This is a genomic window from Streptomyces sp. NPDC056883 (genome assembly GCF_042788835.1).
Lineage (GTDB): Bacteria > Actinomycetota > Actinomycetes > Streptomycetales > Streptomycetaceae > Streptomyces > Streptomyces stoeckheimensis.
In genome coordinates this window covers 451,482-473,667 of the sequence record NZ_JBHUBS010000002.1, presented here as the reverse complement: position 1 = coordinate 473,667, position 22,186 = coordinate 451,482, and the positions used below count along the sequence as shown (strand labels likewise).

The 22,186-nt window shown below is 73.7% G+C and carries 17 protein-coding genes; 12 read left to right on the top strand and 5 right to left on the bottom strand.

What is annotated here, in order from left to right:
• Nucleotides 1-220 precede the first annotated feature (220 nt).
• Nucleotides 221-1,270 carry a 2-oxoglutarate and iron-dependent oxygenase domain-containing protein gene (locus ACFRU2_RS07495; RefSeq protein WP_382968841.1) on the top strand — a complete coding sequence of 350 codons (1,050 nt, stop codon included), beginning with the start codon at nt 221-223 and terminating at the stop codon, nt 1,268-1,270.
• Here the strand turns inward: ACFRU2_RS07495 and ACFRU2_RS07490 are convergent.
• Entirely contained in the window at nt 1,188-1,556 is a 369-nt protein-coding gene (locus ACFRU2_RS07490) for an HGxxPAAW family protein (RefSeq protein WP_351372871.1), read from the bottom strand. The genes ACFRU2_RS07495 and ACFRU2_RS07490 overlap by 83 nt on opposite strands.
• A 105-nt stretch (nt 1,557-1,661) precedes the next feature.
• Here ACFRU2_RS07490 and ACFRU2_RS07485 point away from each other — a divergent pair, with 105 nt between their 5' ends.
• Entirely contained in the window at nt 1,662-2,156 is a 495-nt protein-coding gene (locus ACFRU2_RS07485; protein WP_274547250.1) for a MarR family transcriptional regulator, read from the top strand.
• 79 nt (nt 2,157-2,235) lie between these two features.
• Complete coding sequence (locus tag ACFRU2_RS07480) at nt 2,236-3,738, top strand: DEAD/DEAH box helicase (protein WP_382968837.1); 1,503 nt, start codon at nt 2,236-2,238, stop codon at nt 3,736-3,738.
• Nucleotides 3,739-3,836: 98 nt separating this feature from the next.
• Here ACFRU2_RS07480 and ACFRU2_RS07475 read toward each other — a convergent pair whose 3' ends face one another.
• Entirely contained in the window at nt 3,837-4,373 is a 537-nt protein-coding gene (locus ACFRU2_RS07475; RefSeq protein ID WP_382968834.1) for a hypothetical protein, read from the bottom strand.
• 236 nt (nt 4,374-4,609) lie between these two features.
• On the opposite strand from ACFRU2_RS07475, the gene ACFRU2_RS07470 reads away from it, so the two are divergent.
• Nucleotides 4,610-5,638: a hypothetical protein gene (locus ACFRU2_RS07470; RefSeq protein WP_382968831.1), complete on the top strand. Its 1,029-nt coding sequence runs from the start codon at nt 4,610-4,612 to the stop codon at nt 5,636-5,638.
• Between the two features lie 35 nt (nt 5,639-5,673).
• On the opposite strand, the gene ACFRU2_RS07465 is transcribed toward ACFRU2_RS07470, so the two are convergent.
• Nucleotides 5,674-6,204 (bottom strand): SRPBCC family protein, encoded by a 531-nt coding sequence (locus tag ACFRU2_RS07465; RefSeq protein ID WP_382968828.1) that lies wholly within the window; start codon nt 6,202-6,204, stop codon nt 5,674-5,676.
• 54 nt (nt 6,205-6,258) lie between these two features.
• Nucleotides 6,259-7,350 carry an NUDIX domain-containing protein gene (locus tag ACFRU2_RS07460; protein WP_382968826.1) on the bottom strand — a complete coding sequence of 364 codons (1,092 nt, stop codon included), beginning with the start codon at nt 7,348-7,350 and terminating at the stop codon, nt 6,259-6,261.
• A gap of 297 nt (nt 7,351-7,647) precedes the next feature.
• Between ACFRU2_RS07460 and ACFRU2_RS07455 the strand changes: the two genes are divergently transcribed.
• The 7 genes from ACFRU2_RS07455 (at nt 7,648) to ACFRU2_RS07425 (ending at nt 19,409) form a co-directional block, all read left to right on the top strand.
• Complete coding sequence (locus ACFRU2_RS07455; RefSeq protein WP_382968823.1) at nt 7,648-9,399, top strand: VanW family protein; 1,752 nt, start codon at nt 7,648-7,650, stop codon at nt 9,397-9,399.
• 465 nt (nt 9,400-9,864) lie between these two features.
• A complete protein-coding gene (locus ACFRU2_RS07450) occupies nt 9,865-10,050 on the top strand; it encodes a hypothetical protein (RefSeq protein ID WP_382968822.1) in 186 nt (61 codons plus the stop codon).
• Nucleotides 10,051-10,147: 97 nt separating this feature from the next.
• Nucleotides 10,148-10,813 carry an NAD(P)-dependent oxidoreductase gene (locus ACFRU2_RS07445; protein ID WP_382968819.1) on the top strand — a complete coding sequence of 222 codons (666 nt, stop codon included), beginning with the start codon at nt 10,148-10,150 and terminating at the stop codon, nt 10,811-10,813.
• An 81-nt stretch (nt 10,814-10,894) separates the two neighbouring features.
• A complete protein-coding gene (locus ACFRU2_RS07440; RefSeq protein WP_382968816.1) occupies nt 10,895-12,793 on the top strand; it encodes an RNA ligase family protein in 1,899 nt (632 codons plus the stop codon).
• Nucleotides 12,793-15,690 carry a poly(A) polymerase gene (locus ACFRU2_RS07435; RefSeq protein WP_382968813.1) on the top strand — a complete coding sequence of 966 codons (2,898 nt, stop codon included), beginning with the start codon at nt 12,793-12,795 and terminating at the stop codon, nt 15,688-15,690. Before ACFRU2_RS07440 ends, ACFRU2_RS07435 begins: the two co-directional genes overlap by 1 nt.
• 325 nt (nt 15,691-16,015) lie before the next feature.
• Nucleotides 16,016-18,202 (top strand): discoidin domain-containing protein, encoded by a 2,187-nt coding sequence (locus ACFRU2_RS07430; RefSeq protein ID WP_382968811.1) that lies wholly within the window; start codon nt 16,016-16,018, stop codon nt 18,200-18,202.
• Nucleotides 18,203-18,335: 133 nt separating this feature from the next.
• Entirely contained in the window at nt 18,336-19,409 is a 1,074-nt protein-coding gene (locus tag ACFRU2_RS07425) for a DUF1996 domain-containing protein (RefSeq protein WP_382968808.1), read from the top strand.
• Nucleotides 19,410-19,619: 210 nt separating this feature from the next.
• Here the strand turns inward: ACFRU2_RS07425 and ACFRU2_RS07420 are convergent, their stop codons facing one another.
• Nucleotides 19,620-20,537: an NADP-dependent oxidoreductase gene (locus ACFRU2_RS07420; protein ID WP_382969595.1), complete on the bottom strand. Its 918-nt coding sequence runs from the start codon at nt 20,535-20,537 to the stop codon at nt 19,620-19,622.
• A gap of 246 nt (nt 20,538-20,783) precedes the next feature.
• On the opposite strand from ACFRU2_RS07420, the gene ACFRU2_RS07415 reads away from it, so the two are divergent.
• On the top strand, nt 20,784-22,142 hold the full coding sequence (locus tag ACFRU2_RS07415; protein WP_382968805.1) for an ROK family transcriptional regulator: 1,359 nt from the start codon (nt 20,784-20,786) through the stop codon (nt 22,140-22,142).
• Nucleotides 22,143-22,186: the final 44 nt, after the last annotated feature.

The window sequence follows — 22,186 nt, the reverse complement described above, 5'->3', positions numbered from 1 at the left end:
TACTGATCCTTCACAACGTTCCACCGGCCGCACATGCGGCCGGACCCGATCCTGCCCATTGATCGGCCCGAGCACACGCCAAGCGCGGCCAACCGGGGTGTTCCCGGATATTCGAACCTTTCTCCGTCCCGTCCGTGAATCGGGGGAACAGGCCTTCGCACGGGCCCCGGGAAGGGCTCTCGGCGGGGCGCTCCGGAGGAGTCTTCGAGAGGGGACGGACATGGGCGAGCTCGCGACGTTCCGGGTGCCGGCTCGGATCACGGGAACGACGGCGGACATCATGCTCGGCGGGGCGATGGTCCGCGCCTGGCAGCGCGACGGGATCTTCCAAGTGGCCGCCGACGGACGGCAGGAGGCCCGCACGCGGGCCGCGCTGGCGGCGAGCCGGCGGTTCTTCGCCCGGCCCGCGGCGGAGAAGGCGGCGTACGTCAACGACACTTCGTACAGCGGGTACATCGCCTCAGGCGAGGAGGTGACGGACGGAAGGCCGGACGCCTCGGAGATCTTCACCATCACCCCCGACATCCCCGTGGCGGCGGCCGCGGGCCTGCCCTGCCACGGCCCGGTCCCCTGGCCCTCCCCCGGCTACCGCGCGGCCATGGAGGCCTACTTGACGGGCGTCGCCGGGCTCGGCGAGCGGCTGCTCAGGCTCGTGGCCCTCGGGCTCGGCCTCGGACCGGCCGGCATCGACCGGCTCGCGGGCCTGACCCGCGGCGGCTGGCACCACATGCGGGTGCTGCGCTTCCCCGCCGCGGAGCGGACCGCCGAGCGCGGCATCGGCGCCCATACCGATTACGGACTGCTCGTGATCGCCGCCCAGGACGAGGTGGGCGGGCTCTTCGTACGGCCTCCGGTGCCGGGCGAGGAGCGCCCGCGCAACTGGCTGCCGGGCGAGAGCACGGCGGGCTTCGCCGAGGACCGGCCAGGCTGGACCCCCGTACGGCCCGTGGCGCGGGTGCTGACCGTGTTCCCCGGGGACATCCTCCAGTTCATGACCGGCGGCGCACTGCTGTCGACCCCGCACCGGGTGCGGCTGGCGGACCGGGAGCGGTACGCCCTCGCCTACTTCCACGAGCCGCGCTTCGGGGCCCGGATCCGCCCCCTCGACCCGGCGGGGGGCCCGCGGGGCGGGGACGGCGGCGAGGGGGCCGCGGTGATCCACTACGGGGAGCACTTCACCCGGATGTTCATGCGGTGCTATCCGCAGCGGGCAACGACGCGGCGGATCGAGAGCCGGGGGCTGCTGCGGCACCTCGCCGCGGCCCGCTGAGCCGGCAGCCCAGGCAGTCGGCGTGGCCGGAGTGCGCGACGGTGTCGCGGACCCGCCAGTCCCACTGGCTCTCCGGCCGGGGACCGCTCGGCTTGCCCCAGCCGGCGAGGTGCAGGAGCCAGGTGACGATGCCCGCCACCACGACGACCCCCAGGCCGATCCAGATGCCGGGGGTCCAGGAGACGCACAGAGCGGCGCCCGCCACCGCGCTTCCCACCAGGGCGATTGCGGTGCCGGTCCAGCCCGCCACCGTGTGGCCGAGGTCCACGTGGCCGTGAGCGCTCATCGTTCTCCCCTGCTTCGTCGGTTCAGTAGGCTCGAATGGCGTTCTCTTACCGAGAAAGCCATTTATCTCACGAGCTAAGTAACTTAGATGCTAAGGAGTATCCGCGTGCAGGGCAAGCCCCGCCCCGCGGCCACGGTCCAGGAGGCGCTGTCGCGCATGGACCGGTACGTCGCTCTCGGCATCGTCGGCCAGCAGGAGGTGGCGCAGCTCCTCGGGCTGAACGTCACCGACCTGACCTGCCTCGGCCACATCCTGGGCGCCGGTGACGACCCGCTCGGCGCCGGCGACCTCGCCGAGCTGACCAACCTCACCACCGGCGCGGTGACCGGGGTGCTCAACCGCCTGGAGCGCGCCGGGTACGCGAGCCGGCAGCCCGATCCCGCCGACCGGCGCCGGGTACGGGTGGTCGCGGACCCGGCCGCCGCCGCACGGATCTTCGCCGTCTACGAGCCCTTCTACGCCCGGCTCGGCGCGGTGTTCGCCGAATACACCCCCGACGAGGTCGCCGTCATCGCCGACTGGTTCGGGCGTGCGACGGCCGAGGTCACCGCCCATCTGGACCGGGTACGGGCCGGGGAACTCGGGCCGGTGGCCCCGTAACCCCGATGGTAAAATTTGCCTTTTGGCGACGTTCGCGTCGCACTCCCGCACATCTTGCGCGTCTCACGGAAGGTTCTGCATGAAGAACCCGTCAGCTCATGGGCGCTTCGGCATCAAGGCCGGAGCCAAGGCGAGCCCGAAGGGCGGTGCGAAGGGCGGCGGAAAGACCCCGCGGACCCTCGGCCCCCAGGGCGAGTACTCGATGCCCCGGACGACCACGCCGGCCCTGCCGCCGGTGGAGTCCTTCTCGGAGCTCGGCCTGCCCCCTGAGCTGGTGAAGACGATGGCCGACCAGGGGGTGGCGCAGCCGTTCCCCATCCAGGCGGCCACCCTCCCCAACTCCCTGGCGGGCCGCGACATCCTCGGCCGCGGGCGGACCGGCTCGGGCAAGACGCTCGCCTTCGGCCTGGCCCTGCTGGCCCGTACGGCGGGGCAGCAGGCAGATCCGAAGCGGCCGCTCGCCCTGGTCCTCGTACCGACCCGCGAGCTGGCGCAGCAGGTGACCGAGGCCCTGGCCCCGTACGCGCAGGCCCTGAAGCTGCGCATGGCCACGGTCGTGGGCGGCCTGTCGATCGGCAAGCAGACCGGTGCGCTGCGCACCGGCGCGGAGATCGTGGTGGCCACCCCGGGGCGGCTCAGCGACCTCATCGGCCGGCGCGACGTGCACCTGGAGCGCGTGAAGATCGTCGTCCTCGACGAGGCCGACCAGATGTGCGACATGGGCTTCATGCCGCAGGTCACCGAGATCCTCGACCAGTGCCACCACGCCGGCCAGCGGATGCTGTTCTCGGCCACGCTGGACCGCAATGTGGACCAGCTCGTCCAGCGGTACCTGAAGGACCCGGTCGGTCACTCCGTGGACCCGCAGTCCGCTTCGGTGTCCACGATGGACCACCACGTGCTGCACATCCACGCGGCCGACAAGGTCTCGGCCGCGACCGAGATCGCGGCGCGCGAGGGCCGGGTGCTGATGTTCCTGGACACCAAGCACGGGGTCGACCAGTTCGTGAAGCATCTGCGGGCCATGGGCGTACGCGCGGAGGGGCTGCACAGCGGAAAGTCGCAGCCGCAGCGCACCCGGACGCTGGGGCAGTTCAAGGACGGCCTGCTGAACGTCCTGGTCGCGACCAACGTCGCCGCCCGCGGCATCCACATCGAGGACCTCGACCTGGTGGTCAACGTGGACCCGCCGGCCGACAGCAAGGACTACCTGCACCGGGGCGGCCGCACCGCGCGGGCGGGCGAGTCCGGCAAGGTCGTCACCCTGGTCACTCCCAACCAGCGGCGCGACATCGTCCGGCTGATGGCCGACGCCAAGATCCGGCCGACCATCACCCAGGTCCGCTCCGGCGAGGCCGCGCTGAGCCGGATCACCGGCGCGAAGGCCCCGTCCGGCGTGCCGCTGGCCGGCGCCGCGGCCACCGACGCCAAGGGCCGGCCTTCGGGCTCGGACCTCGGCTTCCGCGGGATCGGCACCCGGCCCGGGCGGCCCGGCAAGGGCAAGGAGTCCCGCAAGACCATCGAGGCCCGGCAGGCCGCCGAGGCCCGTGCGGCGGCGCGTGTGCGGCGCGGCACGAAGTAGCTCGTCGCGAGAGGGCCGGGACCGCGGTGCGGTTCCGGCCCTCCTGTGCGTCCCGGGGATCGGGGCGGGTCGGCCGGGGTGTCGCGGGGCCGAACGGCTCACGAGCTCACGGCGGCCCGCCTCAGCAGCCGCTGCGCCGCCGCGTTGCGGACCCGGCGGGTCCGGGCGCCCGCGGCGAGCAGCCGTAGGGCCTCGTCCGCGTGCAGGGACTGGGCCGCCGTGCGCTGACACCAGTCGGAGGCCGCGAGGAGCTCCCCCGCGGACCAGGGCTCGCCCCGAGTGACGGCCTTCAGCAGGGTCCACTCGCGCAGCCGGCGGGCCGCGAAGCTGCGGCCGCCGAGGACGGCCCCGACGGCCTGCGCCCAGGCCGGGAAGGCCTCGTCGGCCAGCAGCCCGGCCGCCCGCCGGTCGAGGTGGGTGACCACCGCGCTCTCCGCCATCACCAGGTCCGGGTCGCGCAGGACGGCGGCCACGGCCTCGGCCTCCCCGGGCTGACCGGAGACGGCTGCCAGGGACTCCAGGTGCCGGGCGTAACGCCAGTGCTCGGACGGCGTGTTCGCCGCCACCGCGCCGGCCGTCCCTTCGGTCCGGCGGTCCGGGCCGCCCTGGCGTATCTGGTGCTCGCTTCTCCCCATGCAGCCATTCCACACGACACCGGTGAACGACGAGTTGTCAGGGTGGCATCAAGGCCCTGCGGGGCGGCCGGGGAGGGGGCGGCGGAGGCACTCATCCCGCATCTGCGCACGTCACAGGACTATTACGTGATCTCGGTCCGGCTTGTGCCGCATCGGTGACGCCCTGTGAGATGGGCCGGAGACAAGAGCACGGGCGGGGGCCTGACATGACGGAACCGGCGGAATTCTTCACGCGAATGCGCGCGGACGGACAAGACCAGGCACGGGTGGGGGACCAGGGCCGGGACCACGGCGGGGGCCGGGATCAGGGTTGGGTTCTGGGCCCGGTTCAGGGCCGTGATGCGGCCGCCCGCGCCGACGAGCGCCGACGGCGCGTCAGACGCCTGTCCGTCGGCGCCGTCGCCGCCCTCGCGCTCGCCGGCGTCACCACGTGGCTGGTGACCGCCCCGGAGGAACGGCCCGAGGGCGAGGCCTACGCCGCCGAGCTGGACGAGCAGGCATGGCCCGATTCCTGGCCGGCCACGACGGGCCTGCCGCTGCGCGGCTCGCCCGCACGGACCTGGGCGACCGAGAAGGACGAGCTCCCGCTGCCCGCGGCCACGGCGGTCGGTTCGATCCCGAAGGAGAAGGTCTCCGACGGACTGCTCCGGGCCAGGGAGTTCCTGGTCGCGGCCAATCTGGATCCGGAGGTGCTCCAGGGCGCGTGGCCCGCCGATGCCATGGAGCTCCTCGATCCGCAGCAGCCCGCCCGCGCCGAGCTGACGGAGCACCTGCGCGAACCGGGGCTCCCGGACGCCGACCCCACCGAGCTGTTCACCCGCTTCGACCCCGCCCGGCTCACTCCGGCCCGCGGCGGCATCAGGGTGCGCGGCCGGATGGCCTTCGAGGCCGGCGGGGCTCCGGGGCAGATCAGGATCCACGCCGACTACACCTTCGTCTACGCCGTGCGGCGCGTGGCCCCGCGCCCGGAGCCGGGGCCCGCGCCGGGGACGGAGGAGGTGGCGCGGGTGGTCGTACGGAGGCAGCTCGTACTGCTCTACGCCGCGTCCGACTCCCCCGGCGTGACGGCCGGGAAGCTGATTCCGGCCGGGTACCGCCGGCAGCTCGGCAACCACGACTGCGGCACCGTCGACGGCTTCGTCCACCCCTACTTCTCCAAGGAGGCGGCCGCCGCCGAGCGGCCGTGGCCCGTGGTCGACCCGTACGACGACAGCAAGGACATCCCCGACGGGCGGCCGAGCTGCACCGTCCCGTCACGCACCTGACCCCGGCGCGGTCGCCGACCTCGGCGGCCCCGGGCTCAGACCCCGTGGCTCTCGTATCCGCCGGAGCCCTGTTCGTTCGCGTGCCCCTGCTCCGGGAGCGGGGCGCCGGTCTCCAGGAGGGTCTTGAGGCTGGACGCGAGCATCGGCCAGGCGCGCCCGCACATGCCGATGAGGGTGCCGCCCGGTTCGAAGTCCTCGTGGAGGATGGTGAGCCGGGCGAGCGTGTCACCGACCGGCTCGATCTCGTACGTCACCTTCGTGCGCCGCTCGCCGGCCAGCTCGGCGCGCAGCTCCTCGCCGATGCCCACCGAGGCGGCCCACTGCGGGGTGAAGGTGTGCCAGGTGTAGGAGAGCCGCCGCTCCGGTACGCACTCCAGCACGACCTGCTCCGGATCGCTCGTCCGCGCCCCGCGCTCCACCCAGTCCATCGTCGAGCCCACCCGCCAGTCTGTCTCGAAGTCGAGCCCCCAGTAGCGGCGGGTGAACGCGGGCTCGGTCAGGGCCTGCCACACGCGCGCGGGGTCGGCCTGGACGTAGACGGTGTAGGTGATCGCAGTCTCGCTCATCCCCTCATGCTGCGGGACCGGGGCCCGCGGACCGGGGATTGAGCCGCTCCGCGCTCACCAATGGCAGCCCTCCGCCGGGAGTTCCGTCGGCGGGGTGCGGGGCGGCGACGGGAGGGAGAGGTGGGCGCGGGCGGTGTGGACGGCGGCGAGTTCCTCATGGCCGGCCGGACCCCAGTCGCTGAGCTCGCGGACCTGTTCGGGGGTGGCCAGCAGCCGTGCGTACGCCGGGTCCGGGCCCGGGGGCAGCGCCGTGAGCCGGGCCGCGGTCCGCGGGTGGGCGCCCTGGTCGGTGCACCGGTACCCGAGCGGGAGCGCGCCCGCGGTGCGGCCCGCCGTCGGGGGTGGGAGGTGGGCGGCGCCGGTGGCGCGGGCGATGAGCAGCAGCACGCGCCCGTCGGGGGCGAACAGCCAGCCGGCGGGGTCCCGTGGCATCAGGTGCGCGGGGGCGGGGCCCGGGTGCCAGGTGCCGTGCAGCGGAACGCGGCGGCTGCGCAGGACGCCGAGCCGGTCCAGGGCGGTGGGGGTGGTGGGGCGGCCGTCCTCCAGCAGGGCGGCGCCTCCTCCGTTGATCCGGGCCCGCAGCGCGGACAGGGCGCGGCGGGCGTCGCCCGCGTCCATCAGGGCGGGCAGCTCGGCCGGCTCGGCGAAGTGGATGCCGGTGATCTCCTGCGCGGGGAGCCGGACGGAGCCGATGCGCTCACGGGTCCAGGTACCGCCGTCGAAGACGTGCAGGATCTCGCCCGGGAACCCCATCCCGGGCGGCATGCCGGGCGCGTCGGCGGGGATCCAGTCGACGGCGAGGCCGCGCGGGTAGCGTCCCTCGACGCCGAGCTCCTCGTACACCTCGCGCGCGGCCGCCGCGGCCGGGGCCTCGCCGGCGTCCACGGCGCCGCCGGGCAGCAGCCGGTCGGGGCGGTAGTCGACGCTCTGGACGAGGACCCGGCCGTCGCCGTCGGTGACGAGGACGACGGCGCCGGTCCAGAGGGTGGCGCGGGAGGCTCCGTACTCCTCCGGGGTCATCCACGTGCCGGGGCGCGCGGCGGGGGCGGCGGGTGCGGCCGGGGCCCCGGATGCGGTCTGGTCTCCGGGTGCGGCCGGGGTGGCGCCCGTGTCCTGCGTCACGTCCTCGTCGGTCAGCTGCGGCATCGGACTCCATTCACCGTAGGGGCGCCGAGGGGGCGCCGTGCTGCCCCGGCGCGCGGACATCGCCGGGCATCGCGCGGCCATCGTGCGGGCCTCGCCGGGGCGTTCCGCACGGGTGGGCCCGCGGGCTGTGCAACAGCGCGGACGACCCCCGGGTTACGGAGATCAACACATTCCCCTTTGCCACCCCTATACCTCCTTATTACCTGGTTACACGGATCTTGCTACGTTCCCGCTGCGGACTGGCGGCATGAAAACCGCCGGTCCGACCACGTCACCGGACCGAGGAGAGACCCAGACATGCGACGCGCATCCCGTACGGGCACCCCGGCGGCCACCGGCAAACGGTGGACGGTCCCGGGCGTGGCCGGTGTGGCGGGCGGCGTCGCGGTCCTCGGCTTCGGCGGGCTGTACGCCGCGGGTCTGCTGCTGGCGGGCGACGACATAGCCGCCGGTACGAAGGTGCGCGGCGTCGACATAGGCGGGATGAGCCGCGCCGAGGCCCGGCAGACCCTGAACCGTGCGCTCGGCCCGTCCGCCGCGGCCCCGCTGGCCCTGCGGATCGGGGAGCGGACCGAGCAGGCGCAGCCGGCCACGCTCGGCCTGTCCCTGGACACCGGCGCCACCGCCGACCGGGCGGCCCGGTCCGGTTCCGACCCGGTCAGCGTGATCGGCCGGCTGTTCTCCTCCGGTGACCCCGCGGTGGAGCCCGTGGTCCGGCTCGACGAGAAGGCGGCCCGCTCCGCGCTGGACGGGCTCGGCGCGAAGACCCGTCAGGAGGCCCGGGAAGGCGCGGTCTCCTTCGAGAAGGGCAAGGCCAAGGCGGTGGCCCCGGTCACCGGTACCGAGCTCGACGTCGACGGCTCCCTCGGCGTGCTCCGCTCGTCCTACGCCCGGCCCGCCGACGGGACGCCCGGCCCCGTCGTGCTGCCGGTCCGGACCACGGAGCCGCGCATCGGGCAGCAGGAGACGGAGCGGGCGCTGAAGGAGTTCGCCGAACCCGCGGTGTCCGCGCCGGTGACCCTCACCGTGCAGGGCAAGCGCATACCCGTCGGCCCGGCCGTCCTCGCCAAGCACCTCGCCCTCAAGGACGACGGCCAGGGCCGCCTCGCGCCCCGGCTCGACGCCAAGGCGCTGCTCGCCGACCCGGAGTTGGCCGGTCCGCTGCGGCAGGCCACGCCGGGCCCCGTCGAGGCGAAGCTGCGTACGGACTCCGCCGGCGCGGTCTCCGTCGCCGAGGAGGGCCGGGCCGGACGCCGGGTCGCCGAGGAGGGCCTGTCCGCCGCCGTGCTGCCGCTGCTGACGCGGGCGGGCGCGGCGGAGCGTACGGGCGAGGTCGCCACGGAGGAGGTCGGTCCGAAGCTCACCAAGGACACGATCGGGCAGCTGGGCATCAAGGAGGAGGTGTCCTCCTTCACGGTCGACTTCGAGAAGGCCCCGTACCGTACGACGAACATCGGGCGGGCCGCGGAGCTGATCAACGGCTCGCTCGTGCTGCCCGACGAGACGTGGAGCTTCAACCGCCGCGTCGGCGAGCGCACGAAGGAGAACGGCTTCGTCGACGGCCTGATCATCAACAACGGCCAGTACGAGAAGGCCTCCGGCGGCGGCGTTTCGGCGGTGGCCACCACGGTCTTCAACGCGATGTTCTTCTCCGGGGTCAAGCCCGTCGAGTACGGTGCGCACTCCTTCTACATCGAGCGCTACCCGGAGGGCCGCGAGGCCACCGTGGCGTGGGGCAGCCTGGACCTGCGCTTCGCCAACGACTCGGGCAAGGCCCTCTACATCAAGGCCGAGGCGACCGACACCTCGGTCACCATCACCTTCCTAGGAACGAAGCAGTTCGACGAGATCCGCGCGGCCAAGGGCCCGCGGACGAACGTCAAGCCGCCCGCCACGCGCACGGACACCGGCCCCAAGTGCGAGCCGCAGTCCCCGCTGGAGGGCTTCGACGTCGCCGTCGACCGGGTGTTCGTGAAGGGCGGGCAAGAGGTCAAGCGGGAGACGATGAAGACCCGTTACACGCCGAGGGACAGCGTGACCTGCGGCTGAGGCCTCCTGTCGAGGGGTCCGCACCACCCGTCCGGGTGAGCGCGTGCACAGGTGCGGGCGTCCGTCGGGCAGGGTGGGCGAATGGAGTCGCGCCGGGGACCGCGGGTGCCCCTGATCATTGTCGCGCTGGCCGTTGCGGCCGGGTGTGTGACCGGATGTGTGACCGTGGGTCCGGCCGGGCCGGGGGCCGGTCCCGGGCTCGGGCCGGGGAACGGAGCGCGGCCCGCGCCGACGGAGGTGCGGGCGGTCCTGCCGGGACCGGCGACCGAGGCCTGGCCGCTGGGGGCGCTGCCGGAGGTCGCACAGGACGCGGACGCCGAAGCGGAGGCGGATGCTGAAGCGGAGGCGCATGCTGAAGCTGATGCTGATGCTGCGCCGGACGGTGCCTCGACTCCCGTGCCGGGGGCTGCAGTTGCTCCGCGGCCGGCCGCGCCCGCTGCGCCCGTTGCCCGGGCGCGGAGCCGGGTGAAGCCCGCCGCCCCGCGGCACCGGCCGGCGAAGCCCCGGCGGGTCGCACCGAAGAAGCCCGCGGCGCCCGCCGCGAAGGCCCGTCGCACCCGGCCCGCGCCGAACCGTACCTACGACATGGCGCCGCTGTGCGCGGCGGCCCGGGGGCGGGTGGACCCGGCCATCGTCGCGCTGTGCCACTGACCGCGTGGCGCTGCCGCGTGCGGGAGGCGGGATTCGCTTGGATGGGCCCGGCGGACCCCGACCGGGGCCCCTCCAGCCTCCACCTCCAGGAGTGGCCATGGCGAAGATCGCTCTCTTCGGCGCGACCGGCATGATCGGATCCCGGGTGCTGCACGAAGCACTCGGGCGCGGACACGAGGTCACGGCCGTCGTACGCGATCCCGCGCACTTCGCCGAGTCCGAAGTCAGCTCCGCGGACATCGCCGTCGTACGCGGCGACGTCCTCGACCCCGCGTCCGTGAGCCGGGCGGCGGCCGGGCAGGACGTGGTGGTCAGCGCGTACGGTCCGGGCTCCGGGGATCCCGGCACCCTCGTCGGTGCGGCGAAGGCACTGATCGGCGGCGTGCAGGCCCTCGGCCAGGACGGGCCCCGGCCGCGTGTGGTCACCGTCGGCGGTGCGGGCTCCCTGCGCACCCCCGGCGGACCGATGGTCTGGGACCAGGCCGGGATCCCGGCGCCGGTGCTCGCCGTCATGCACGCCCACGGGGACGCCCTCGACTTCCTGCGGACCGTTCCGGTGGACGAGGTCCACTGGACCAACCTCAGCCCGGCCGCCACGATCGAGCCCGGCACCCGGACGGGCACGTACCGGCTGGGGCTCGACGACCTGGTCGTGGACGATCACGGCAACAGCCTGATCTCCACGGAGGACTTCGCGGTCGCGCTGCTGGACGAGATCGAGCGCGACGCGCACGCGGGCAGGCGGTTCACCATCGGGTACTGAGCCGCCGATATTCGCTGGTCCGGGCTGGTTCGGCCTCCCTAGAGTGGCCGGGCACCAGCCTCGGCCCGCAGGGAGCGGATCATGCGCACGCACTACCCCCGGACCCCGCACCTGCCCTGGTCTCCGGGTGCGACGTCCGACGACGTGCGGACCAGCGGCCCCGGCATGCTGGCCGGGTTCGCCGGGCGCGAGGTCGTGGTCACCGAGAAGCTCGACGGCGAGAACACCACCCTCTACCCCGACGGCCTGCACGCGCGGTCGCTCGACTCGGGCCACCATCCGTCGCGGGCCTGGGTGAAGGGCCTGCAGAGCCGCATCGGCCCGGGAATCCCGGCCGGTTGGCGGGTGTGCGGGGAGAACGTCTACGCCCGGCACTCGCTCGCCTACGAGGAACTCGACGCGTGGTTCTACGGGTTCTCGGTGTGGGACGGCGACCACTGCCTGGACTGGGACCGGACGGAGCTCTTCCTGCGCGGTCTCGGGGTCCCCGGGCCCCGCGTCCTATGGCGCGGCGTCTTCGACGAGCGGGCCCTGCGCCGCCTGCGGCTCGATACGGCGCGGCAGGAGGGGTACGTCGTCCGCACCGCGGCCGGCTTCGACCGGGGCGACTTCGGGCGGTGCGTGGCCAAATGGGTGCGGGGCGGGCACGTGCAGACGGACACGCACTGGATGTACGCCCAGGTCGTGCCGAACGGGCTCGGTCCGGCGGCCGCCCTCTGGGACGCCCGCTCGGGCGCGGATCCGGACGCGGCCGGGCTGCTCCGCGCGCTGGGGCCGGACACGGCGGTCGAGGCGGCCGGAGTCGAGGAGCTGGTCGCCGAAGTGGCGGACCGCATCGACGGGCTGGGCGTACGCCGGTCCGGGGAGGAACGGCTGGCCGGGCTCCTGGCCGCGGCCCTGCACGGCGTACCGCGGTCCGTGCTCGCGTCCCGGCTGGCTGCGGGGCCGCTCGGGATGGCCACCGCACGGCGGGTCGCGGACCTGGTCGGGCTCTACCCGGCGCTGCGCAGGCCCTTCCCCTACCCGGACGCGGAACGGCGGGCGGGGCTCGTACGGATGGCGGAGGCGGCCGACCTGGGAGTGCTGCACGCGCTGGCCGGGGCGCTCCCCGGGGCCGGTGGGGGCGGTGAGCGGGGCGACGGGGCCGGCGAGCGGGGCGAGCACGTCGAGTCCGTCGAGTCCGTCGAGTGGTCCGCACTGCACGCCGAGGAGGCGGGGCTGCTCGGCCCGGCGCCCTTGGAGCCGCTGCGGGACGGGCTGCGAGAGGCCCTCGCGGGAGCCGGCATAGGCCCCGGAGGCGACGCGGGCGACGGAGGTACGGGCGGGGACGTCGCCGACCGCTGCTGGGCCGAGGCGCGCCAGGCCTACGGGCAGGGCAAACTGACCGGCGCCGAGGAGGCGGTCGCGGCGACCTGGCGTTGGCGGGACGGCGCCTCCTTCCCCCGGCTGGTGCAGCTCTGCGGGCCCTCGGGCAGCGGGAAGAGCACCTACGCCCGGAACCTGCCCGGGGTGGAGGCGTACATCAGCCTCGATGACCTGCGCGGCGCCCGGGGCTCCCGCGCGGACCAGCGGGACAACGCGGACGTGCTCCGCGAGGGCCTCGACCGGCTGGACTCCGCGCTCGCCGCGGCAGCGCGCCGAGGGGGCACGGTGGTGTGGGACGCGACCTCGCTCACGGGCCGGCAGCGCGGGCTGGCCGGTGCGGTCGCCCGGCGGCGCGACGCGCTCGTCACCCACGCGGTGCTGCTGGTCGGGGAGGCGGAGCTGATGCGCCGCAACTCCACGCGCACCCACCCGGTGCCGGAGCAGGTGCTGGCCTCGCAGCTGCGCCGGTTCGCTCCGCCGTATCCCGGCGAGGCGCACCGCACGTGGTACATCGGGGCGAGCGGAACCGTCGAGGACACGGCGGGCACGATCGGTGCGGCAACCCGCACGGTGCCCCGCACCGCGACCCGTACGACGACCCGTGAGGAGGGCTGATGCGTACCAGCGAGGAGCTCTACCACCAGGTCCGCTGGGACCCCCGATTCGATCCCGCCCGGTTCACGCTGGGCCTGCTGCAGCGCGGAGCCGCGCCGAAGCGGGTACCGCTGCCGTCCTTCGTGCCCGGGGGCGACATCCCCTGGCACCGGGTGCTGTTCGTGGAAGCCGACGGCGAGCTGGTGTGGGACCGGGCGACGGGCGTCGACATCATCGACAGCACCGCGGCCGGGCGGGTCCGCGACCCGAGGCTGCTGCGGGCGCCGTTCTTCACCGCACGGACGCCGTACGCGTGGGACGCGTCCGGGGGCGGCGCATGGCGGGCTGCACCCGAGGGCACGGCCGCCCGCACTCAACGGCCTTCGCAGATACGCCTGTTGACATGGAACACGCTCTGGGACCGGTACGACGCCCCGCGCATCGCCACCGCACGGCGCAGGCCGCTGCTGCTGGCCGACCTGGCGGCGGCGGACGCCGATGTGATCGCGCTCCAGGAGGTGGAGCGCGAGCTGCTCGGCATGCTGCTCGCCGAGCCGTGGGTACGGGCCCGCTACACGGTCGCCGCGAACCCGGGCGGCCGGGACGTGGCGGAGAGCGGGCTGCTGGTGCTGAGCCGACTGCCGGTGCGGGAGGCGGGCGTTCACGTACTGGGGCCGCACAAGGCGGTCGTCGCCGTGACCGTGGACACGGCGGGCGGGCCCCTGGTGGTCGCGGCCACGCACCTGACGAGCGATCACACGGAGCGGGGCGAGGACCGGCGCACGGCCGAACTGGCCCGGTTGTCGGAGGGATTGGCGGGGATCGAGGCGGCCGACGTGGCCCTGCTCGGCGACTTCAACGACGGCCGGTCGGGAGCCGAGGGACCGGCGGCGGCGCTGGGACTCCGGGACGCGTGGACCGAGGTCCACGGGCCGCAGGACGAGACCGCGACCTTCGACCCCGTCGCCAATCCACTGGCCGCCGTGGGGTCGTTGACGGGGCGGGCCGCCCGCCTGGACCGGATCCTGCTGCGGTCGGCGGGGGTTCGCGTGGCGGAGGCGGCACTGCGCGGCGACTCCCCATCGGCGGACGGACTGTTCATCTCCGACCACTACGGGGTCGAGGCCGCCCTGGACTTCGGCCCGGCGGCGGACGGGTCCGAGCATGCGGTACTGGACGTCCACGCCACCGCGCGGACGGCGGTGGCGTGGCTGGCGCCGCCGGACGAGCCGGTCGAGGCGCTGCGCCGCGCACACGACCCGCAGGCGGAGCGCTGGCCCGCGCACGTGAACCTGCTCTTCGGCTTCGTACCGGAGTCCTCCTTCGAGGCGGCGCTGCCCCTGCTGGCCGAAGCGGCCGCGGAAACGGCCGCGTTCACGGCACGCCTGGAGGGCGTGTACTCCTTCGGCCCGACCCTGTGGCTGGACCCGGCCGCGGCCGGTGACGCGCCGTGGCAGGCGATGCGGCAGTCCCTGGCCGCGCGGTTCCCGGGCTGCCGGGGCCGGGCCGAGGGCTACACCCCCCACCTGACCCTGGGCCGCAGCACCGATCCCCGGCGCGCGGAACGCGAGTTCGCAGCCCGCCTGGGCGCCGGCCGCACGGCCCGCGTGACCTCGCTCGCCGTACTGTCCCGACGCGGGGACGGCCCGATGGAGATCCGCGCCACGGTGGAACTCGGCACGGGAAGAACCCACTGGGCCCCCGACCCGCCACTCCCCGCACTTCCCGGCCCGAACGAAGCGGGGCTCGCCGCGCGGGTCGCCTCGCTGGTCTCCGCGGCGCTGCCCGAGGGGGTCGTGTGCGTGGCCGGCTCGCGCCGGATGGGGTGTGCGGGGGCGGGCTCCGATCTGGACCTGGTTGCGGCCCTGCCCGGCGCCGTCGACTTGGCGGAGGTGCGGGCGCGCATCGCGTCGGCCCTCCCCGAGGCCGAGCGGGTCCGTGAGGTGACCGGCGCCCGGGTGCCGGGCCTGCGGCTCGGCGTAGCCGGGCTGGACGTGGACCTCGTGGTGGTCGCCACCGGGCCGGTGCCGCCGGAGCGGGCCGTCGCCCGGCGGGCGGAGCTGGGCGAGGCCGCGGCGGTGGCGCTGAGTGCGGTGAGCGACGCCGAGGCGGTACGCGACTTCGTGGGCCCGGAGCATGCGGCGTTCGCCCGGCTGGCGCGCGAGGTCAAGGCCTGGGCCCGGTCCCGGGGCCTGGACTCGGCGCCCTTCGGCGGCCTGCCGGGACTCGCCTGGTCGGTACTGGCCGCCCACACGGTCCGCTCCGCCCCCGGCCTCTCCCCCGGGGCCCTGCTCCGTACCTTCTTCGCCACCTGGGCCGCCTGGGACTGGCGCACCCCGGTGTCCCTGGACCTGCCGCAGGCCGCGCCGGCCGCCCAGGGCGCAGCTGCGGACCGAGCCGCGCACGCAGCCGAGTACGCAGCCGCATGCGCGGCCGGGGACCCGGTCACCGTGCTGACCCCCTCCGCCCCGGTCCGTAGCTGCACCGGCCAAGTCAACGCAGGAATGGCGGAGTTGCTGACTCGCGAGCTGTTCGCCGCGTGGGAGGCGCTGGAGGAGAGCCCTGCGGCAGGGCCGGCCGACGCCGCCGCCGCCACGCCCCCGCACCGCCGGCACGCCGCCTGGGCCGTGGTCACCGTGACGGGCTCCCGGCCCCGCGACTTCGAGGACAACCTCGGCCGCACCCGCGGCCGCCTGCGCGCCCTGCTCGGCGCCCTGACGGAGGCCGGGTGCGCGGACGCCCACGCCTGGCCCCGGCCCTTCGAGCGGACCCCGGCCCTGGCCCGCTTCGCGATCGGCCTCGGCCCCACGCCTCCGGACGCGAGCACCCTGGCGGCCCTGGCCGCACCCTGGTCGGCGACACTCCCCGGCACCGAGGTCAACTGGGCGGACTGCGGCACCGTCCCCGACCTTCCCTGACGACAAGTAGCGAACACAGAACGGCAATCGGGCGGACCCCGGCGCCCACCCTCCGAACGCGGCGAAGACTCCCGACCAGAGCTCCGCCCCGCCGTAGCGGGCACGGCGAGACGGAGCGGTCAGAGCCTCAGTAGAGTTGGGCAAAGTTTTTTCGTCAATACTTTTCACAAGGATTGAAGAAACTCCAAGTTCACAGGCCTGATGCGTGTTTGACACGTCATTGGATCTTCAGTTCATGAACGCTCAAACCCTTGACGGCCCCGGCGCCGGGCAGTTCACTCACGCTTCGATCCCCCCGGATCCACAACGTCAGGAGTAGCCCCGCATGCCCCTCCTCTCCGCCCACCCACCCCACCCGGCGCGCCGCGTCCCGCGACCGTCCCGGCTGACCGTGGCCTCCCTCGCGGCCGCCCTGGTCGCGGCCCTCCTCGTGCTCCTGCCGAGCACAGCGGCGACGGCCGCACCCACGCTGCTCTCCCAGGGCAAGCCCGCCACCGCCTCCTCCTCCGAGGGCGCCGGCACCCCCGCCTCCGCGGCCGTGGACGGCAACAACGGGACCCGCTGGTCGAGCCAGTTCGCCGATCCGCAGTGGATACAGGTCGACCTCGGCGCGGCCGCCCAGCTGAGCCAGGTCGTCCTGCGCTGGGAGACCGCCGCCGCGAAGGCGTACCGCGTCGAGCTGTCCACGGACGGCACGAACTGGTCCACGGCCTACTCCACGGCCAACGGCACGGGCGGCGTGCAGACCCACGACATCACCGGCACCGCCCGCTACGTCCGCGTGTACGGCACCCAGCGGACCACCGGATACGGCTACTCCCTCTGGGAGTTCCAGGTCTACGGCACCGGGGGCACCGGCCCGCAGCTGCCCGGCGGCGGCGACCTCGGCCCCAACGTGATCGTCTTCGACCCGTCCACGCCGAACATCCAGGCCAAGCTGGACGAGGTCTTCGCCCAGCAGGAGTCGGCGCAATTCGGCTCCGGGCGCTACCAGTTCCTCTTCAAGCCGGGCACCTACAACGGCCTCAACGCCCAGATCGGCTTCTACACCTCGATCTCCGGCCTCGGGCTGAGCCCGGACGACACCACCATCAACGGTGACGTGACCGTGGACGCGGGCTGGTTCGGCGGCAACGCCACCCAGAACTTCTGGCGTTCGGCCGAGAACCTCGCGCTCAACCCGGTCAACGGCACCGACCGCTGGGCCGTCTCCCAGGCCGCGCCCTTCCGCCGGATGCACGTCAAGGGCGGTCTCAACCTGGCCCCGTCCGGCTACGGCTGGTCCTCGGGCGGCTTCATCGCCGACTCGAAGATCGACGGCCAGGTCGGCAACTACTCGCAGCAGCAGTGGTACACCCGCGACAGCTCCATCGGCGGCTGGTCCAACGGCGTCTGGAACCAGGTCTTCTCCGGCACCCAGGGCGCGCCCGCGCAGAGCTTCCCGGAGCCGCGCTACACCACCCTCGACACCACCCCGGTCTCCCGCGAGAAGCCGTTCCTCTACCTGGACGGCTCCGAGTACAAGGTGTTCGTCCCCGCCAAGCGCACCAACGCCCGCGGCACCTCCTGGGGCAACGGAGCCCCGCAGGGCTCCTCGATCCCGCTGAGCCAGTTCTACGTGGTCAAGCCCGGCACCAGCGCCGCGACGATGAACCAGGCACTGGCCCAGGGCCTGCACCTGCTCTTCACCCCGGGCGTCTACCACGTCAACCAGACCATCCAGGTCAACCGTGCGGACACGGTCGTCCTGGGCCTCGGCCTGGCCACCATCATCCCGGACAACGGGGTGACGGCCATGAAGGTCGCCGATGTCGACGGCGTGAAGCTCGCCGGCTTCCTGGTCGACGCGGGCCAGGTCAACTCGCCCAGCCTGCTGGAGGTCGGCCCGGCCGGCACCACCACGGACCACGCGGCGAACCCGACCACCGTCCAGGACGTGTTCATCCGCGTCGGCGGCGCGGGCGCGGGCAAGGCCACGGTCGGCATGGTGATCAACAACCACGACACGATCGTCGACCACACCTGGATCTGGCGCGCCGACCACGGCGACGGGGTGGGCTGGGAGACCAACCGCTCCGACTACGGGTTCCGCGTCAACGGTGACGACGTACTGGCCACCGGCCTGTTCGTCGAGCACTTCAACAAGTACGACGTGGAGTGGAACGGCGAGCGCGGCCGCACGATCTTCTTCCAGAACGAGAAGGCGTACGACGCCCCCAACCAGGCCGCGATCCAGAACGGTTCGATCAAGGGATACGCCGCCTACAAGGTCGCCGACTCGGTCAACACCCACGAGGGCTGGGGCCTGGGCAGCTACTGCTACTACAACGTCGATCCGACGATCCGTCAGGACCACGGCTTCCAGGTGCCGGTGAAGCCCGGAGTGAAGTTCCACGACATCCTCGTGGTCTCGCTCGGCGGCAACGGCCAGTACGAGCACGTCATCAACACCACGGGCCCGCCGACCTCGGGCACCTCGACCACCCCCTCCACCGTCGTCTCCTTCCCCTGATCACCCCCTGACACCCGGTTCGCGGGGCGGCCACCGGCCGCCCCGCGTTTTCCGGGGCACACGAGAGAGCGCTCTCCCAACCCCGCTCCCTCTCCGTTCCCTCCCTCTCCTCCCACGAGAAAGAAGCAGAGGAATGCATCTCCGACCGCGGACCCTGTCCGCACTCCTGGTCTCGGCGGCCATCGCCGTGACCGCGGCCGCCGGACTCGGCGCCACCACGCTCACCGCACAGGCCTCGCCCGACTCCGGCGCCGTCCACATGAACATGGACCACTCCGCCGTGGCGGCGGTCGCCGGGGGCGACGACCCCGACGGCGACGGCTACATCCCGGCCGTTCCGCAGGTCACCGGCGTGACCCCGTCCTGGAACAACCCGCCGGACCGCTACTTCCACGAGTTCCAGGCCAACTGCTCGGTCACCAAGACCGCGCCCGACGACCCGATCGTGTACGCGGGCCGGCCCGGCGCCTCGCACGACCACACCTTCATGGGCAACACCGGCACGGACGGCAACAGCACCACCGCCTCCCTCAGCGCCGGCAGCACGGCCTGTACCGCACTCGGCGACCTGTCCGGCTACTGGATGCCGACGCTTCTCAACGGCAGCCAGAAGATCCTGCCCACCGGCCCCCAGGTCATCTACTACAAGACCGGGGTCACCGATTACACGAGCGTGCGCCCCTTCCCCAAGGGACTGCGCTTCCTCGTCGGCAGCCCGACCCAGACCGCGGCGGAGTTCCGCGCGCACAAGGGCTGGGTCGAGGGCTGGGAGTGCGGTGACAGCTTCAAGAACACCGAGTTCCCGGCCAACTGCCCGGCCGGCACACAGCTCAACATCCGTATGCAGTCGCCCAGTTGCTGGGACGGCAAGAACCTCGACGTCCCGGACCACAAGGCGCACATGGCCTACCCGGTCACCAAGCCGGGCAACAACGACAACGTCTGCCCCGCCTCCCACCCGGTCGCGGTCCCGATGGTCGAGTTCAAGATGGCCTTCCCGGTCAGCGGGGACATGTCCCAGGTCAGGCTCTCCAGCGGGTCCGGCCACTCCTTCCACTACGACTTCTTCAACGCGTGGGACGAGCGCACCCTGAACGCCATGGTCGAGCACTGCATCAAGGGCGGCCTGCAGTGCAACAACCGCGGCTACGACCAGTTCCACCCGGAGGCCGGCACCGTCCTGGGCCCCGACGGCCGTCTCCCGTAGCGCGACTCCGGCGTCCGGCCTGATCCCCGGCACGACGCCCCCGTACGCTCCGCGCGCCGCCCGGGACCAGCCCGGGCGGCGCGCGGTCGCGCGCGCGGAAGCCTGCGGCGCCCGAGGCATCCGGGATGCCGTGATGCCGTGATGCCGTGATGCCGTGATGCCTACGATGCCTGCGACTCCGTGATGCCCGTGACGCCCGTGCCGTCCGGCTCAGACCTCCAGGACGATCTTCCCGGCGGTGTGTCCCTCCCGGTTGAGATCGAAGGCGGCCGCGAGTTCCGCGAGCGGGAAGGTCTTCGCGACGGTGACGGTGAGCTGCCCGGCGTCGGCCAGCCGGCCCAGCTCGGCGAGGTCGGCGCCGACGGGCCGTACCCACATCCACTGGCCACCGGAGCCGAGCACGGTGTGGTCGGCGATGGAGGCGTGCCGGCCGCCTTCGGCCAGTACGGCCAGGGTGGTGTCGAGGACTCCCCCGACGAAGTCCGCGACGACGGTGACCCCGTCGGGCGCGAGGGCGCGGACCCGCTCCGCGAGGCCGTCTCCGTACTCGACGGGTTCGCAGCCCAGCTCCCGCAGCCGGTCGTGGTTGCGCGCGGAGGCGGTGCCGATGACGCGCGCCCCGAGCGCCCGGGCGATCTGCACGCCCAGGGAGCCGACGCCGCCCGCTGCTCCGTGCACCAGGACGGTGTCCTCCTTGCCGGTGTCCAGACGCGTCAGCAGTTGGTACGCGGTGAGGCCCGCCAGCGGCAGCCCCGCGGCCTGCTGCCAGGTCAGGGAGGCGGGCTTGGGCGCGAGGGCCCGTACGGGCACGGTGACGAACTCGGCGAAGGTGCCGCCGTGGACGTAGTCCTTGCGGGCGTAGGCGACGACCTCGTCGCCGGCGGTGAACTCGGGGGTGTCGATGCCCACGTACTCGACCGTCCCGGCCACGTCCCAGCCGGGGACGACGGGGTACACGACGTCCATCAGGCCGTCGAGACCGCCCGCCATGATCTTCCAGTCGACGGGGTTGACGGAGGCGCACCTGACCCGGACGAGCACCTCGCCGGGTCCGACCTTGGGGACCGGGAGCCGGGTCTCGGAGAGCACCTCCACTCCGCCGTACGTGTCGTACGTCATCGCCCGCATGGTGCCCTCTTGGTCCTCGGACATACCTCTCGCCTCTCCGTGAGCCGTTCGCCTGCCCCCGCCCCCCATCCCACCACGAAGAGCCGCACCCACCCCGGGAGGAAGGCCGGGCGCGGCGCGGCGGAGCCTTTCCGCGGGTTCGGCGGAGCCGATTAATTCAGAGCGTGAAGTAAGTGGCGGCGATGGATCGCGCCCGGGGGTCCCGCACGGTATGTTGCGATCGATGTCAGGGGCGGAAGGAGTCACATGACGACGGGGCGCAGTGGACGTACGGTGCGGGACCTACGAACGGGCAACCGCAGCGCCGTGCTGCAGCAGTTGTACTTCGGAGGCCCCCTGAGCCGGCAGGAACTGGGGCCCGCGACCGGGCTGAGCTCGGGATCCGTCAGCAACGTGGTCGGCGAACTCGTCGCGGACGGACTGCTGGAGGAGGCCGGCATCGTCGACTCCGACGGCGGCCGCCCGCGTACGCTGCTGCGCGTGGCGCCCGGCAGCGCGCACATGATCGGCATTGATGTCGGCGAAACCCGGGTCAGGGTCGAGCTGTTCGACCTGACCCTTACCGAACTGGCGCGCACCGAGCTCCCGTTGCAGCCGCGCGGCTGCTACGACGTCGGCCCGATCGTCGACCACATCCGGAGCGGGATCGCCACCGTCCTGGAGCGGGCCGAGGTCGGGTCGGACCGGCTCCTGGGGGTCGGCATCGGCGTACCCGGCATCGTCGACCGCGATGCGCCGGGCGGAACCGTCGTCCACGGGCAGACCATCGGCTGGGACGCCGTCCCGCTGGAGGCGCTGCTGCGCGCGACGGGAGCCGTACCACCCGAGGTCCCGTACATCATCGACAACGGGGCGCGCACGCTCGGCCAGGCGGAGATGTGGTTCGGCGCGGGGCGCGGGGCCCGGGACGCGGTGGTCGTGCTCTTCGGCTCCGGCGTCGGAGCGAGCCTCATCACCGACGGTTCCCCGGACGGTGCCACCCCCGGGGGCGCACCGCTGGAGTGGGGCCACCTCACGGTGCAGGTCCGCGGGCGGCGCTGTCGCTGCGGGGCGCTGGGGTGCCTGGAGGCGTACACGGGGGCGGAGTCGCTCCTGGCGCGGTGGGCCGAGCGGGGCGGCGGCGGGGACACGGTCGTTGGGGATGCAGTCGGCGGGGATGCAGTCGGCGGGGATGCAGTCGGCGGGGACGAGGAGGACGCCCTGGCCGCACTGCTGGCGGCGGCCGGCGGCGGGGACAAGGTCGCTCTGGACCTGCTCGACGAGACCGCGGAGTACCTGGGCGCGGGCCTGTCGGACGTGATCAACCTCTTCCAGCCGGAGCGGATCCTGATCGGCGGCTGGGCGGGCCTGATGCTGGGGCCGCACATCCTCCCGGCGGTACGGGAACACGCGATGCGCTACTCGCTGCGCCATCCGGCGGCCCGGGTCACGATCGACATGGGCTCGCTGGGCCCGGACGCGGTCACGGTGGGCGCGGCCACCCTCCCGCTGGCGGCCTTCTTCGCCGCGGGCGGCCGACGCACACCACCGGAGCCCACGACGGAAGCCCCGGGCTGGCAGACCTCGCTCCAGACCCGTGGCGGCTCGACGACGGCCGGCGCTTAGCGGGGATCGGGCACCGGGACCAGGTATCGGGCATCAGGTACCAG